The 13,417-nt window shown below is 45.7% G+C and carries 12 protein-coding genes; 5 read left to right on the top strand and 7 right to left on the bottom strand.

Annotation, left to right across the window (positions count from 1 at the left end):
• The first annotated feature begins 65 nt into the window (after positions 1 to 65).
• From G5B06_RS01205 to sdaAA, 3 genes are read left to right on the top strand one after another with little or no spacing between them, the layout of a single operon-like run.
• Entirely contained in the window at positions 66 to 1,286 is a 1,221-nt protein-coding gene (locus G5B06_RS01205; RefSeq protein WP_173761864.1) for a dicarboxylate/amino acid:cation symporter, read from the top strand.
• Positions 1,287 to 1,291: 5 nt separating this feature from the next.
• Complete coding sequence (gene sdaAB, locus G5B06_RS01200) at positions 1,292 to 1,960, top strand: L-serine ammonia-lyase, iron-sulfur-dependent subunit beta (RefSeq protein WP_173771160.1); 669 nt, start codon at positions 1,292 to 1,294, stop codon at positions 1,958 to 1,960.
• A 20-nt stretch (positions 1,961 to 1,980) separates the two neighbouring features.
• Positions 1,981 to 2,850, top strand: a complete 870-nt coding sequence (gene sdaAA, locus G5B06_RS01195; RefSeq protein WP_173761862.1) for an L-serine ammonia-lyase, iron-sulfur-dependent, subunit alpha — start codon at positions 1,981 to 1,983, stop codon at positions 2,848 to 2,850.
• A 131-nt stretch (positions 2,851 to 2,981) separates the two neighbouring features.
• Here sdaAA and G5B06_RS01190 read toward each other — a convergent pair whose 3' ends face one another.
• The 5 genes from G5B06_RS01190 to G5B06_RS01170 all read right to left on the bottom strand — a co-directional run bounded on the left by G5B06_RS01190 (position 2,982) and on the right by G5B06_RS01170 (position 7,442).
• Positions 2,982 to 3,764, bottom strand: coding sequence for an HAD-IIA family hydrolase (locus tag G5B06_RS01190; RefSeq protein ID WP_173761861.1), 783 nt, complete (start codon positions 3,762 to 3,764; stop codon positions 2,982 to 2,984).
• Positions 3,765 to 3,811: 47 nt separating this feature from the next.
• Positions 3,812 to 4,624 carry a GTP pyrophosphokinase gene (locus tag G5B06_RS01185; RefSeq protein ID WP_244092719.1) on the bottom strand — a complete coding sequence of 271 codons (813 nt, stop codon included), beginning with the start codon at positions 4,622 to 4,624 and terminating at the stop codon, positions 3,812 to 3,814.
• Positions 4,625 to 4,829: 205 nt separating this feature from the next.
• On the bottom strand, positions 4,830 to 5,189 hold the full coding sequence (locus G5B06_RS01180) for a P-II family nitrogen regulator (protein WP_015527276.1): 360 nt from the start codon (positions 5,187 to 5,189) through the stop codon (positions 4,830 to 4,832).
• A 54-nt stretch (positions 5,190 to 5,243) separates the two neighbouring features.
• Complete coding sequence (locus tag G5B06_RS01175; protein WP_148444910.1) at positions 5,244 to 6,482, bottom strand: ammonium transporter; 1,239 nt, start codon at positions 6,480 to 6,482, stop codon at positions 5,244 to 5,246.
• A gap of 234 nt (positions 6,483 to 6,716) precedes the next feature.
• Positions 6,717 to 7,442 (bottom strand): TraX family protein, encoded by a 726-nt coding sequence (locus G5B06_RS01170; RefSeq protein WP_244092718.1) that lies wholly within the window; start codon positions 7,440 to 7,442, stop codon positions 6,717 to 6,719.
• Positions 7,443 to 7,679: 237 nt separating this feature from the next.
• Between G5B06_RS01170 and nudC the strand changes: the two genes are divergently transcribed.
• Positions 7,680 to 8,516, top strand: coding sequence for an NAD(+) diphosphatase (gene nudC, locus G5B06_RS01165; protein ID WP_173761860.1), 837 nt, complete (start codon positions 7,680 to 7,682; stop codon positions 8,514 to 8,516).
• 120 nt (positions 8,517 to 8,636) lie between these two features.
• Here nudC and glgP read toward each other — a convergent pair whose 3' ends face one another.
• Complete coding sequence (gene glgP, locus G5B06_RS01160; protein ID WP_173761859.1) at positions 8,637 to 10,904, bottom strand: glycogen/starch/alpha-glucan family phosphorylase; 2,268 nt, start codon at positions 10,902 to 10,904, stop codon at positions 8,637 to 8,639.
• A 138-nt stretch (positions 10,905 to 11,042) separates the two neighbouring features.
• Complete coding sequence (locus G5B06_RS01155; protein ID WP_148444913.1) at positions 11,043 to 11,963, bottom strand: AraC family transcriptional regulator; 921 nt, start codon at positions 11,961 to 11,963, stop codon at positions 11,043 to 11,045.
• A 205-nt stretch (positions 11,964 to 12,168) separates the two neighbouring features.
• On the opposite strand from G5B06_RS01155, the gene G5B06_RS01150 reads away from it, so the two are divergent.
• Positions 12,169 to 13,383, top strand: coding sequence for an iron-containing alcohol dehydrogenase (locus tag G5B06_RS01150; RefSeq protein ID WP_148444914.1), 1,215 nt, complete (start codon positions 12,169 to 12,171; stop codon positions 13,381 to 13,383).
• Positions 13,384 to 13,417: the final 34 nt, after the last annotated feature.

Here is a 13,417-nt window from a genome sequence, read left to right as displayed (position 1 = left end):
TCACCAAAACTTTTGGAATTTGCCAGGCAACCACATATTTTCATACTTAGGAGGAAAGAATCCAAATGGAAAAGAAAAAAATCAAGATCGGACTGGTTCCGAAGCTGATCATTGCCATCATCGTAGGTATCCTGTTCGGCCAGTTCCTTCCGGAAGGCTTCTGTCGCTTTGTTGTAACCCTTTCCGGATTTTTCAGTACCTTTTTAAAATTTGTCATCCCGCTGATGATCCTTGCCTATGTGACCATGGGTATTGCAGATCTTTCACAGGGTGCAGGCAAGCTTCTTCTGATCACAGTGGCTCTGGCATATGGCTCCACTCTGATCGCAGGTTCCGCATCCTATCTGGTGTCATCCAACCTGTTCCCTCACTTTATGAGTGAAGGTGCACTGGACCAGATCGCGGCTACTGCTGATGCATCCCTGACACCGTATTTCAGTATTACCCTGAGCCCTGTCATGGATACCCTTTCCGCAGTTGCCCTTGCCTTTGTGATGGGCCTCTGTCTCTCTTCCATGCGTGGAAAAGAGATGGGAAACAGCCTTTATAATGGAATGAGCGACTTTTCCAAGATCATTGACAAAGTCCTTCATACCATTATCATCCCGCTGCTTCCGCTTTACATCTGCGGAACTTTCACAGATATGACTATTTCCGGAAAAACATTTGCTATCTTAAGCATCCTCTGGAAAGTGTTCCTTGTTGTAATCATCATGCATCTGATCTGCATTACGATCCAGTTCTTGATCGCAGGTACTGTAAGCAAGAAGAATCCTTTTACCCTGATCAAAAACCAGATCCCGGGATATACCACAGCTCTTGGAACCCAGTCTTCCGCAGCTACCATTCCGGTCAACCTGGAATGTGCAAAAAATGACGGTGTATGCGAGCAGATCCGTAACTTCGTAGTTCCGCTCTGTGCAAACATCCACATGGCCGGTTCCATGATCACCATCACAGCCTGTGCAACAGCAGTCTGTCTTATGAACCAGCTGCCTATCAGCCTCGGAACTGTTGTTCCGTTTATCATGACTCTTGGTGTTGCCATGGTCGCATCCCCGGGTGCTCCAGGTGGTTCCATCATGACTGCCCTTCCGTTTCTTTACATGGTATTCGGAGCCGAAGCCGGTGATCCGGACGGCGCTATCTGCGCTATTATGGTTGCCCTTTACATTACACAGGATTCCTTCGGAACTGCCTGTAACGTATCCGGCGACAATGCCATCGGCGTAATCGTTGATACCATTTATAAGAAATTTATTGTAAAAACACCACAGGAGAATTAAGAAAAATGTCTTTTATCAGCGTATTTGACGTTATGGGCCCGAATATGATCGGTCCTTCCAGTTCTCATACCGCAGGTGCGGCGCGGATCGCTTTTCTTGCCCAGAAGATGATCACGCCGCCCCTGAAAAAAGTGGAGTTCACCCTTTACGGATCCTTCGCCAGAACATATAAAGGCCACGGTACAGACCGTGCCCTCCTCGGCGGGATCATGGGCTTTTCCACCGATGATATGCGTATCCGGAATTCTTTTGACATTGCCACGGATAATGGAATTGACTTTTCCTTTACCCCCAATGAAGTGGAAACGGATGTGCATCCCAACACAGTAGATATCCATATGGTCAATGACCAGGGCCAGGAAATGACGGTCCGGGGCGAATCTCTTGGCGGAGGCAAAGTCCGCATTGTGGAGATCAACCACGTAAAAGTGGATTTCACCGGCGAATACAGCGCCATCATCGTGATCCATCAGGATACCCCTGGTGTTGTGGCTTACATCACCAGATGCTTAAGTGAACGTAACATTAACATTGCTTTCATGCGTCTTTTCCGTGAATCCAAGGGAACCACCGCCTACACCATTGTGGAATCCGACGGCCATCTTCCGGAAGATATCGTAGAAAGCATTCACCAGAACACCAACATCCATGACGTCATGGTTGTCCAGATGTAGGGAAAAGGAGGAAACATTTCATGGATTTTAAAAATGCAAAAGAACTCCTTGCTCTCTGCCAGGAAAAAAATCTTCCAATTTCCGAGGTCATGCGTCAGCGTGAGATCCTCCTCGGCGAGACCTCTGCCAAAATCGTGGATCAGCGCATGGACAAGGTTCTGGAGATCATGAAGGACGCTGCTTTTTCCCCGATCAAAAATCCGGTAAAGTCTATGGGCGGCCTTATCGGCGGTGAATCCCGGAAGCTCTACGAATTTCAGTTCCAGGGAAAAAGTCTCTGCGGCAATGTCCTCTCAAGAAGTATTACCTACGCTATGGCTACTCTGGAAACCAACGCTTCCATGGGCCTTATCGTTGCTTCTCCTACTGCCGGCAGTGCGGGGATCGTTCCCGGACTGATGCTTGCCCTTCAGGAAGTTTACGAATTTTCTGATGAAACGATCCGCCAGGCACTTTTTAATGCAGGTGCCATCGGCTATCTTGCCATGCGTAACGCAACTGTCGCCGGTGCCGTAGGCGGATGCCAGGCTGAGGTTGGAATCGCTTCCGCAATGGCTGCTTCTGCTGCTGTGGAACTTCTTGGCGGTACGCCGTTGCAGTGTACGTATGCTGCTTCCACGGTTCTCATGAATATGCTGGGCCTGGTATGTGATCCGGTCGGCGGCCTGGTGGAATATCCGTGTCAGAACCGTAACGCAGCCGGTGTTTCCAATGCCCTTATCGCGGCGGAAATGTCTCTGGCAGGTATCACTCAGTTTATCCCGCTGGATGAGATGATCGATACCATGTATACCGTGGGCAAAAAGCTTCCTGCCGAGCTTCGTGAGACTGCTCTTGGCGGCTGCGCGGCCACACCGTCTGCATGTGAGAGATGTCATCTTTGCAGCTGATGCTGTTTTTCATAAGCTGTTCGTCATTATAACTATGAATAAAAACGGAGAATTCCTGAACTTTTCTTTCGGGAATTCTCCGTTTTCTATTCTTATAAAGTTTAGCTTATAATCTCATGCGTAAACATCTTTTATTTCTCCAGCGTCGGGATGTCTCCTACCCCGTTGAGGATCAGGCGCGGTCTGTACGGGAATTTGTCTACGGTTTCTCTTGTGGATACACCGGAAAGTACAAGAACTGTGTCAAGGCCTGTCTCAATACCGGCAATCACATCGGTATCCATACGGTCACCGATCATTACGGCTTCATTGGAATGTACGCCCAAAATACGAAGTCCGGTACGCATCATCAGAGGGTTTGGCTTGCCGACATAGTATGCCTGTTTGCCTGTGGTTGCCTCGATAGGTGCCACAAATGCACGGCAGGCCGGTGCGATTCCGCCTTCGATAGGACCTGTAATGTCTGTGTTGGTTGCAATGAGCTTGGCACCTTTGTTTACCAGGTTCATGGCACGTAAGATATGCTCATATCCGTATGTGGTCGTCTCACCTACAACTACATAGTCCGGGGAAACATCATCGATGGTGATCCCTGCATCATACAGAGCATTGTAAAGGCCATGATCTCCGATTACATAAGCGCTGCATCCCGGAGCCTGGCTCTGCAGGAACTTGGCAGTTGCAAGTGCACTGGTATAAAAATGTTCTTCTCCAACATCCAGTCCCATACGGAGAAGCTTCTCATGAAGTTCTCTCGGGGAACGGCTGCTTGCGTTGGTAAGGAACAGAAAGCTCTTCTCTTCTCTCTGAAGCCATTCCACAAATTCCTTTACTCCGTCAAGAAGTTTGTTTCCGTGGTAGATCACACCATCCATATCGCAGATAAATCCTTTTTTGGATCTTAATGTTTCCATAAATTCCTCCCTGTCTGATGCGGATATTCGCAATCTGAATCCGCTGATTAATTCGTTTCTTTGTATACGATCTTCTCGATCTTATTTCGTAATTTCAGCATTCTGTAATCCAGATTTGCAATTTCTTCTGCATATTTTTTTAATTCTGCTTCAATTTCCGCATTGTCTCTTTTTTTATAATACAATTCATATTCTAACACAGACCAGTAATCCATTGCAATGGTCCGAAGCTGTATTTCCACCAGTTCTTTCTGCTCGCCTTCTGCAGAATAGATGGGAACTTTTATGATGAGATGCAGACTTTTGTAGCCGTTTTTCTTTGGATTTCTGATATAATCCTTGATCCGGACAATCTCGATATCTTTCTGCATTTCCAAGAATTCTGCCACCTGGTAAAGTTCATCCTCAAAAGGACAGACCACGCGGATGCCGATGAGATCTTTCAGATTTTTCCTGGCTGTCTCGAAATCCGGTTCCAGTCCTTTTTTCAGAAGTTTTGCGTAAATGCTCTCCGCGCTTTTGATCCGACTGGTAATCTGACTGATCACGGTACGTTTTTTCTGCCCGGAAAGTTCCGCATTGATCATCTTCAGTTTTGCCATAAGGATATCAATAGCTGCCTTGCAGCGGAGACGGTAGTCCGGATCTTTGATGTAGCTTGCGATAGCTGCTGTTTTTTCTGCTGCCAGCTTCTGATTTTCCAGTTCCGTTGAATCCATAACTTTGCTCTGCTCTGATTTCTGAGCCGGATCATCCTTTTTGGGATTTTCCTTCTTCTGCGCCTCTTTGGCCTGTGTGAATCCTTCTTTCATGGATTTCTGTTTTTTACTTATTTTTTTCTTTGATTTCTTTTTTGTCATTTTTGCCTTATCTGTTATTTTCAGTTTTCGTGTACATCTTATATATTATACCGGCCACATGATATTTTTCATCAAATCAGCGTAAGGCTATTGTTAAATCTGTGGTAAAAAAGTCCTCCGAAAAGTCTCAAGGTCATATCTCCTGATATCCCTGTGACTTCCCGAAGGACTCTTTCACACATCATTTACATATTAATGAAACAATTTACAGGAATTCCGACTGCAGCGCATCGTATCCGGTCTCGCCGGTACGGATGCGGACGGCGTTTCGGATCTCATAGCTGAATATCTTTCCATCGCCGGGATCGCCGGTAAAGGCGGCTTTCTGCACGGCATCAATGACTTTGATCTCCCAGTCCTCTGAAGATACCACGATCTCAAATTTGATCTTCGGTTTCAGAAATACATCGATCTTGGAACCACGGACATATTCTGTGTAACCACGCTGGGTTCCACATCCCATGATCTGGGTCACGGTAAAACCGTTTACCTGGATCTCATTTAATGCGGCTTTGACATCTTCCATTTTTTCTTCTCTTACAATTGCTTCTATTTTTATAAGCATACGATTTCCTCCATTTTCGCACGATCATTGCCATAAAAAATTCTTTTCTTATGATCAGTCAAATCCATTGAATGACGGATATGCATTCTCGCCATGCTGGGTTGCATCCAGACCAACCAGTTCTTCCTTCGGATCTACACGAAGGGGTGTAAAGATCCGCACGATTCCGATACAGATCAGAGTTCCCACAATAGCAACCGCAATGGTAATCACAATACTTAAGACCTGTGCCAGAAACAGCCGGTAATCGCCAAACACCAGGCCATCCCATTTTGCAACGGAATTAACAGAAGATTTTCCGAAAAGTCCTGTGGCGATTCCGCCCCAGATACCACCGATACCATGGCAGCCAAAAGCATCCAGCGCATCGTCAATCTTCAGTTTCTGTTTCAGAAGGATCACCGTAAAGTAACAGATCGGGCTTACCAGGATTCCAATGATAAAGGATGCCCACACCGGTACAAAACCAGCCCCCGGTGTGATCGCTACCAGACCAATTACAAGACCTGTGGAGGCACCCACCAGCGTCGGTTTTCCCTCACGGATCACCTCGATCAGCATCCAGGTCAGAAGTGCACAGGCAGAAGAAATACTGCTGGTCATAAAAGCATGCGCTGCAAGACCGTCTGCTTTCAGGGCACTTCCTGCATTAAATCCAAACCAGCCAAACCACAACATGGCTGCTCCGAGAAATACAAATGGAATGTTGTGTGTACGATAGGTTGCTTTTGCATAGCCACGTCTCTGTCCCAGATAAATGGCAAGAACCAGCGCACTGACACCAGAACTGATATGTACCACGTTTCCACCTGCAAAATCCACAGAACCGATGGCTGCCAAAAATCCGCCGTCTCCCCAGACCATATGTGCCATCGGATAATACACAATCAAAGACCAGATCGCAACAAAGAAAAACAGTGCCTTAAAACGCATTCTTCCAACTACGGCACCGGTGATCAGCGCCGGTGTGATCATGGCAAACATCATCTGGAACGCCACAAATACCAGATGTGGGATCGTATCCGCATAAGGTCCCGGCTCCCAGCCTACACCGTTCAGCGCAAACCATCTCAGATCTCCGATGATCCCGCCATGGTTTCCACCAAATGCCAGCGAATATCCAAACAATGTCCACATAACAACAGACAGTCCCATGATCGCCCCACAGGCCATCATGGTATTTACCACATTTTTTCTGCGGACCAGTCCTCCGTAGAAAAACGCAAGCCCAGGTGTCATAAAGAACACAAAGGCTGTACAGATCAGCATAAAGCCAGTATCTCCTGCATTCATAATCCTTTCCTCCTCGATTCCCTCACTTATTTCTGCAACGCAAAAAGCGCCTGGAAACTTAATTTCCAGACGCCTTTGTCATGTCAGTTAGCATAGCAGATAATTTTTCGGTTTTCAAGAGTTTTTCCGTTATTTTTCTGTTTTCTTACAGAATTACTATGTTTTATGTGGATATGGAGTTTATTTTCGGCAATCTATCCGGTTATAAATGTTGAGAAAATTTTATCTTATTTCTTACTGTACCATAATCCGGACTATACTTAAGATCAGCAGATGGGCCGGATAAAAAATATAGAAAAACCACTTGGAAAACTTCGGTGCTTTCTCGGATTTTTTTCCATTATAGAAGTTCAGGATAATAATTCCCGACACTACAATTCCAACTGCAGACAGCAATGCATGGACCATCGCCGGGCCAGACGCCATTTTTTCTGCATAGGAGCCGTAATTAAACAGCACAAAAAGAATCGCACCGACTCCATAAGCGGTTATCATCTTTTTCCGGTTCCCCCAGCCTGCGTAAAACCAGATGGTAAAAACCGGCGCCAGAATCGCCCAGTCCGAAAAAACGGACAGTAAAAGAAGCAGGATCAATAGCGGAACTCTCCATGGACTTGCCATCATTTTTTCCTGAATCACCAGGATCATAAAACAGATAAACAATGTAAAAATCATATTCAGCTGGGAAAATCCGAAAGCCATCATATAGGGAACCTGAGAGATTCCGGCAAAGATCAGAAGTCTTTCGCCATATTTTCTTCTGGAATGGGTATAATAGAAACCTTCCACAAGGAAATAACACATGGTGATGGCTGTAAAATAACCAATATCCACCAGTACTTCCCAGAGAATTGTGTTTTCCGGCAGAAGTACATTGGCAATATGGTTCAAAAGCATGGTAAAAATCGCCAGATACTTAATGGCATCCCGGGTCAGGCCCGGCTTTTCTGTTGTTGGCATAATGTTAGGTTCTCCTTCTGTGCGTTATGTAATACTCTTATCTTACACTTCTCTCTTGATCTCAGGCAATGGGATTTACACAATTTTCATAAACTTTATCAGATTTTTCTCTTAAGAAAAGGAAGGTTGCCTTTTTTCATCGGTAAGCTTATACTGTAGAAAGCGTGCTGTATTTTATACGGCAAAACTTATCAGAAAACACTGAAAAACAATAACTTCGGAAAGGAATTATCGATCATGATCCAGGATATCGCACCGCATACCTATCACAACGAATACAAACCTGTGGCTCCGGATAAATCAAGCCACATCCTCGCCTATGAAGAGGGTAAGATCCTTATGAAAAAAGACGGCGAGACCATGACTCTTCCAAGCTTTGGTGAGCTGGAGGGAAAAGTCGGGAATCTGTATGAAAATTATATCTATCTCTTCTCTGTTGACGAGGAACATTTTTACCTGATCCCGGATCTGGATACCAGTCTTCTGCCGGATTATCAGTTTGAGATCACCCGCGTACTCCGTACAGCTGAACCACAGTATCTGGCATTTGCGGGAATCACCGGATACCAGCTTTTCCAGTGGTACAGCAAACGCCGTTTCTGCGGCTGTTGCGGCAAACCGATGGTACATGATAAGGCAGAGCGTAAGATGATCTGCCCAGCCTGCGGAAACGGAGAATATCCGGTACTTTCCCCGGCTGTAATCGTGGGTGTTACCAATGGTGACAAGCTAATCCTTTCCAAATATGAAGGCCGCAACCACACCCGCTACGCCATGATCGCAGGCTTTGCAGAGATTGGTGAGACCATCGAGGAGACCGTTCACCGTGAAGTTATGGAAGAAATCGGCGTAAAAGTCAAAAATCTCCGCTACTACAAGAGCCAGCCATGGTCCTTCTCCGGAACTCTTCTGTTCGGCTTCTACTGCGATCTGGACGGTGACGATACTCTCACTGTAGACCACAACGAACTTTCCATGGCCTCCTGGTTTAACCGGGAAGATATTCCTGATGAGGGCGACAATATCAGCCTTACCAAGGAAATGATGATGGCGTTTAAGCATGGAAAAGCCTGAAGCATCCACTTATCTAATTTCATAGAGAAACACCGGTCATTCAGCAACTTACGCTGAATGCCGGTGTTTCTCTATTTTTCTATTTCACATACACGCCGGAACACCCTGGCTGAGACCGTTTTATTTCTCAGCTGTCAGATGCCAGATATCTCTGTTGTACTCCTCAATCGTTCTGTCTGAAGAGAAGTATCCTGCTTTTCCGATGTTTACAAGCATTTTTTCTGCCCATGCGGTTCTGTCCTCATAATCGGACAATGCCTGATCTTTCACCTTCGCATAATCCTCGAAGTCAAGAAGAGTCATGAACCAGTCTTTGCTTACGATCTCATGATGCAGTCTTCTTAAATGCTCCTCACTTCCAATGGAAAGAAGCTCGTTTCCTACGATAAAGTCTACTGCACGACGAATGCGCTCGTCTTTCTCATAGAAATCTCTGGAGCAGTAGTCAGCCTTTTCATAGTGTTCGATAACCTGCTCACTGGACTCACCAAAGATATAGATGTTATCCTTACCTACCAGCTGGCTGATCTCCACATTTGCACCATCCATGGTTCCCAGTGTTACAGCACCATTGAGCATGAACTTCATATTTCCTGTTCCGCTGGCCTCTTTGGAAGCAAGAGATATCTGCTCGGAGATATCGCAGGCAGGGATCAGCTTCTCTGCTGCACTTACGTTGTAGTTTTCCACCATAACAACCTTCATGTACGGGGAAACCTCCGGATCATTGTTGATAAGCTCCTGTAAGCAGAGGAGCAGGTGGATAATATCCTTTGCGATAACGTATGCAGGAGCTGCCTTTGCACCAAAGATAAAGGTTACCGGGCGCTGCGGCTTCTCACCTGCCTTGATCTTCAGGTAACGGTCGATGATATAAAGTGCGTTCAGCTGCTGACGTTTGTACTCATGAAGACGTTTGATCTGGATATCATAAACACTGTGTGTGTTGATCTCCTCACCTGTATTAGCTTTGATAAACTCCGCACATCTCTTCTTTGCATCCTGCTTGATCTTAAGGATATTTGCAAGAACGTCCTGATTTCCCTTGAAGCCAAGCATCTTGTCAAGCTCAAAGGAATCCTTGCGGAAGCCGTCACCGATCATGGAGGTGATGTACTCTGTCAGCGGATGGTTGCAGTGAAGGAGCCATCTGCGGAAGGTGATTCCGTTTGTCTTGTTATTGAATTTCTCCGGATATATCTCATAGAACTGATGAAGCTCTGTCTCCTTCAGGATATCGGTATGAAGGGATGCAACACCGTTGATGGAAAATCCGTAGTGGATGTCCATATGTGCCATGTGGACCAGGTCGTTCTTGTCGATGATGGCAAGATTTTCCTGCGGATATTTTGCTTTGATACGCTCGTCCAGCTTGCGGATGATCGGCATCAGATGCGGAACAACCTCCTCAAGATAGGAGATTGGCCATTTCTCAAGTGCCTCTGCAAGAATGGTATGGTTGGTATAAGCGCATACATGAGATACGATCTCGCATGCCTCCTCGAACTCGATTCCACGCTCTGTGAGGAGACGGATAAGCTCCGGAATTACCATACTCGGATGTGTATCGTTGATCTGGATCACTGCGTAATCGGCAAGGTCATGAAGATTGCAGCCTTTTGCTGTTGCCTCATCCAGGATCAGCTGTGCCGCATTGCTTACCATGAAGTACTGCTGATAGATACGAAGCTTTCTTCCTGCATCATCGCTGTCATCCGGATAAAGGAACAGTGTCAGGTTGTGGAGCAGATCCTTCTTATTAAAAGAGATTCCCTCGCCTACAATGCTCTCATCTGCAATATCAATATCAAAAAGGCGAAGCTTGATCGCTTTGTTCTCATAGCCTGCAACATCAATATCATACAGTGTGGATTTCAGCATAAAGCCCTTAAACGGCACGTAATAGGAAACGCCTGCATCTGTAAGCCAGCTCTCCGGCTCGATCCAAGGGTTCGGTGTCTCAAACTGAAGATGATCTTTGAACTCCTGTTTGAAAAGTCCAAGGTGATAATTAAGTCCGATTCCTTCTCCCGGAAGTCCCAGAGTTGCGATGGAATCCAGGAAGCAGGCTGCCAGACGGCCAAGGCCGCCGTTTCCAAGAGATGGCTCCGGCTCGATCTCCTCGATCATGGAAAGCTCTTTTCCGTTTTCTTTGAGATATTTGGAAACTTCGTCATAAACACCGAGATTGATCAGGTTGTTGGAGAGAAGTTTACCAATAAGGAACTCTGCGGAAATATAATAAATCTTCTTTTTTCCTTCCTGATATCCGCGGCCTTTCAGCTGCTCCTTTGTCCAGGAGAGAAGTCCGTGATAGATTTCCTCGTTTGTACAGTCTTTTACATTTTTGTTATATTTGTCTTCGAATACTTTGCTTAATGTTTCCATTTTTGATCTCCTTTCATGGATCTTTATGGGATGAAATGTGTTTTTACAAGGTTGTTTGCTTTGTTTTTGATGATATTAGGATATCATGTGATGCAATGCAAAAATATAACAATCCTGTCATGATATACAAAATATTTGTCAGACTGACTGCCGCATGCTCTTTCTGTACCTATGTGGAGAAACCTCATTGGCCTGCTGAAATTTCTTGATAAAATAGCTTGTACTGTTAAATCCCACGTTCATGGCAATCTCCGTCACCGGTGCGTCCGAATGGGTAAGAAGATATTTCGCCTTCTCCATACGGAAATCATTGATATATTCCACCAGGGTTTTTCCCGTATACTGGCGGAAAAGCTTCATAAAATAATACTCGCTGTAATTGGACAGCCCGGAAAGTTCCGAAACCGTAAGGTTTTCTTGATAATGAAGACTGATATGATCCAGAACCTCCTTCACTGCCGCAAGGCTTTTATTCTGCTCTGTGCTTACCGGAATGATATAATGTTTCGTCAGCATCTCGTAAAAGAAATCAAAGAACAGCATTTTCAGCTTCACATAAAAGTACGGTTTCTTCTTTGTATGGCAGGTATGGATCTCCATAAAAATCTCTTTAAGCTTCTCATACCCGGAATCGCCTTCTTCTATATGATGACAGAATTCTGCCCTGTTTTCCATCAGAGGGGAGACCACACATTCCTGGCAGATATCTCCCGGCTGCCCGGCCAAAAATCCCAGGCCAAACACCACACTTTTATAATAGAGAGGATTGTTTAAATCTGTCCGCATACTGTGAAGAACCCCGCAGTTTACGATCAGGATATCTCCCTTTTTCAACCGGATACTCTCCCGGTTCAGTCTGGCAAAACCGCTGCCTTTCTCAATATACATGATCTCCATCTCACTGTGCCAGTGGTCATACAGCGCATGGAAGATCTCACAGTCCCCCGTGTACGTCTCCACCGGCAGCTCAAAGGAGCCGTGGGGGCTTAATTCTTTTAAATTATCATCCACTTCGGATACGTGAAGAGGATTTTTTTCGGATATATCTGTTCCTGGCATGGTTTCCTCCGTGAGTCAAGTTTTGTTCGACTGCTCTTAGTCTAACGGATATTTCCAGCCATGACAATATTATATTTTCTCCTTTTCCTTTTTATGACTGACAAAAACGGCAGCTATCAACCTCAATCTTGACTTTTCCCCTCCCAACTGCTATATATAATATTTAGAATAAAATAATTTGATTATAAAAGGAACGATAACCACCATGAATCCATTAAAAAAAGCTTACTGCCGTATTTTCCAGAATGTCTTTAAATTCGCCCTTCCTCTGCTGCCTTACCGCAATCCAAAGATCATCGGAAGCGTCAAAGGTATACCGGAAGTTCTGGAAAAAAGAGGTTATAACAACGTGCTTATTATCACAGACGCAGGCATCCGAAGTCTTGGCCTTACCGAACGCCTGGAGCAGACTCTGAGACGAAACTGCATTTCCTACCAGATCTACGACAAAACCGTAGCCAATCCCACAACCGTCAATGTAGACGAAGCCCTTCATATGTATCTGGACAATGACTGCCAGGCAATTATCGGTTTCGGCGGCGGTTCCAGTATGGACTGTGCAAAAGCTACCGCAGCCCGCATTGCCAAACCGCACCAGTCTCTGGCACAGATGAAAGGAATCCTGAAAGTCCACAAAAAACTGCCTCTTCTCATCGCCATCCCCACAACTGCCGGAACCGGAAGTGAAACCACACTTGCAGCCGTGATCACCGATGCAAAAACCCGCCATAAATACGCCATCAACGATTTTCCACTGATCCCACGGTATGCAGTTCTTGATCCGAAGGTTACCTTAAGCCTTCCGCCGTTTATCACCGCTACTACCGGAATGGACGCCTTAACCCATGCAGTGGAAGCCTACATTGGAAATTCCACCACACCAGGCACACGGAAAAACGCCCTGGATGCAGTCCAGCTGATCTTTGAAAATCTGGATACCGCCTATACAGACGGCAATAATATTGAGGCAAGACGAAATATGCTCCGCGCTTCCTATTTTGCAGGCTGCGCTTTCACAAAATCCTATGTGGGATATGTTCACGCAGTTGCTCATTCCCTCGGTGGAAAATATAACGTTCCTCACGGACTTGCCAATGCCGTGATCCTGCCTATGGTTCTGGAAACCTACGGTGACAGCATCACCCATAAACTCCGTAACCTTTCTCTGGCCGCAGGGCTCTGCGATAAACAGGAGGATGATAAAACTGCTGCCCGGATGTTCATTGACGCGGTAAAAGACATGAAAAAGCGTTTCGGCATCGGAGATTATATTCCAGAAATCCAGGAAACTGATATCCCGGAGCTTTCCCATTACGCAGACAAAGAGGCCAATCCTCTGTACCCGGTTCCTGTCCTGATGGATGCCAGCGAACTGGAAACCTTGTATTACAGACTGATGCCGCCGGCTGGTAACCGCTGATCATGCATCCTATTTTATAAGAAAGGACTATCAT

Origin of the sequence: Blautia luti, from assembly GCF_013304735.1 — a bacterium.
Lineage (GTDB): Bacteria > Bacillota > Clostridia > Lachnospirales > Lachnospiraceae > Blautia_A.
The sequence above is the reverse complement of the archived record's forward strand: the minus strand, read 5'-3'. Positions and strand labels throughout refer to the sequence as shown.

Bases quoted from the DNA above. Each gene is read 5' to 3' on its own strand.
- G5B06_RS01170 (WP_244092718.1), bottom strand. From the start codon at position 7,442: ATGCCAACAACAGAAAAGCCGGGCCTGACCCGGGATGCCATTAAGTAT.
- G5B06_RS01175 (WP_148444910.1), bottom strand. From the start codon at position 6,482: ATGAATGCAGGAGATACTGGCTTTATGCTGATCTGTACAGCCTTTGTG.
- nudC (WP_173761860.1), top strand. From the start codon at position 7,680: ATGATCCAGGATATCGCACCGCATACCTATCACAACGAATACAAACCT.
- sdaAB (WP_173771160.1), top strand. From the start codon at position 1,292: ATGTCTTTTATCAGCGTATTTGACGTTATGGGCCCGAATATGATCGGT.
- sdaAA (WP_173761862.1), top strand. From the start codon at position 1,981: ATGGATTTTAAAAATGCAAAAGAACTCCTTGCTCTCTGCCAGGAAAAA.
- G5B06_RS01155 (WP_148444913.1), bottom strand. From the start codon at position 11,963: ATGCCAGGAACAGATATATCCGAAAAAAATCCTCTTCACGTATCCGAA.
- G5B06_RS01190 (WP_173761861.1), bottom strand. From the start codon at position 3,764: ATGGAAACATTAAGATCCAAAAAAGGATTTATCTGCGATATGGATGGT.
- G5B06_RS01150 (WP_148444914.1), top strand. From the start codon at position 12,169: ATGAATCCATTAAAAAAAGCTTACTGCCGTATTTTCCAGAATGTCTTT.
- G5B06_RS01185 (WP_244092719.1), bottom strand. From the start codon at position 4,624: ATGACAAAAAAGAAATCAAAGAAAAAAATAAGTAAAAAACAGAAATCC.
- G5B06_RS01180 (WP_015527276.1), bottom strand. From the start codon at position 5,189: ATGCTTATAAAAATAGAAGCAATTGTAAGAGAAGAAAAAATGGAAGAT.
- glgP (WP_173761859.1), bottom strand. From the start codon at position 10,904: ATGGAAACATTAAGCAAAGTATTCGAAGACAAATATAACAAAAATGTA.
- G5B06_RS01205 (WP_173761864.1), top strand. From the start codon at position 66: ATGGAAAAGAAAAAAATCAAGATCGGACTGGTTCCGAAGCTGATCATT.